The sequence below is a fragment of the Ralstonia sp. 25mfcol4.1 genome, from assembly GCF_900104095.1.
In the GTDB taxonomy this organism is placed as follows: Bacteria; Pseudomonadota; Gammaproteobacteria; order Burkholderiales; family Burkholderiaceae; genus Cupriavidus.
In genome coordinates, this window is record NZ_FNJO01000043.1 from 1 (window position 1) to 1104 (window position 1104).

General features: G+C 62.7%; 1 pseudogene. It reads left to right on the plus strand.

Annotated features, from left to right (window positions below):
• Nucleotides 1–1104 (plus strand): annotated as a pseudogene (locus BLQ58_RS28600) (filamentous hemagglutinin); the annotation flags it as partial.

A 1104-nucleotide genomic window follows, 5' to 3' on the forward strand; every position in this document is an offset into this window, starting at 1 on the left:
CGATATCGACATCGCGGCCAACCAGGTCAGCAACACCCGCACGAGCATTGTGACGACGACTGGTACGCCGGTGCAGACGGCGGTCAAGACGCTCACGCTCTGGCAAGGGGGCCTTCCAGCGACCGAACTGAACCATCATTTCAGCCTCACCTTCCCGGGCTGGAGTTGGGCAACAGGCAGCGCTCCGGTCAGCACGCCGCAAACCAACGCGCTGCGCACGCCCATTACGGTAACGGTAGACAAGTCGACGGTCACGAACCTGAATACGGCCGCCCAGACGCTATCTTTCACGCAGTCTCCGACCGAGGAGTACGGATCCCTGTTCCAGGGGCCAAACTGCGACATCGATACGTCGGTTTGCTCACGCCCGATTGCAACCCGGCCTACCCAGTACTACCAGTCCATCACGGACAACGGTTCCACCTACAGCATCACGTTCTGGCCGGACTGGGACCCGAACATCCATATCCGTCCCGACGAAGTCCGGCAGGCGAACTTCGGCACCGACTACAACGAAATCTCCCGTACAACCGTCACTTATACGGCGACGGACCAGCTGGTGAGTGCGTCCGACGCGGCCAAGATCCAGGCGAGCGGCAACATCCGCATCAATAGCAGCGGCGGCAATATCCTGAACCAGTCCTCGACCATGGCTGCGGGAGGCAATCTTGTGCGGGTGGTTGCCAATGGCGCGATCCAGGACGTGGGCACGGTGCTGCAGCAGACCGTGACCACAGAGGACACCTCCACTTTCTACTGGCACCAGCGTACCGGCAACAGTCAGAAAACGGAGGTGGTGGCCTATCCGAGCACGCCACAGGCCCCTACCACGGTGGCGGCCCTGCCGGCCGTGGCGACAGCCAATCAGGCGGTCCAGACCACGGCACAGAATGTGACTGTCGCCTCGGTGAATACCGTCGGTGCAGCCGTGACGGGCAGCAGCGTTTCGGGCGGTGGTGCAAGCGGCACCCGGCTGGCCCGTGCAGCGGGCAATGCCGGCATTCCTAATCTGAAGTTGCCCACCAACGGCCTGTACCAGTTCCGCACCGCCCCCGGTGATACCTACCTCGTCGCCACCGATCCACGCTTCACGCAGTACGGCAG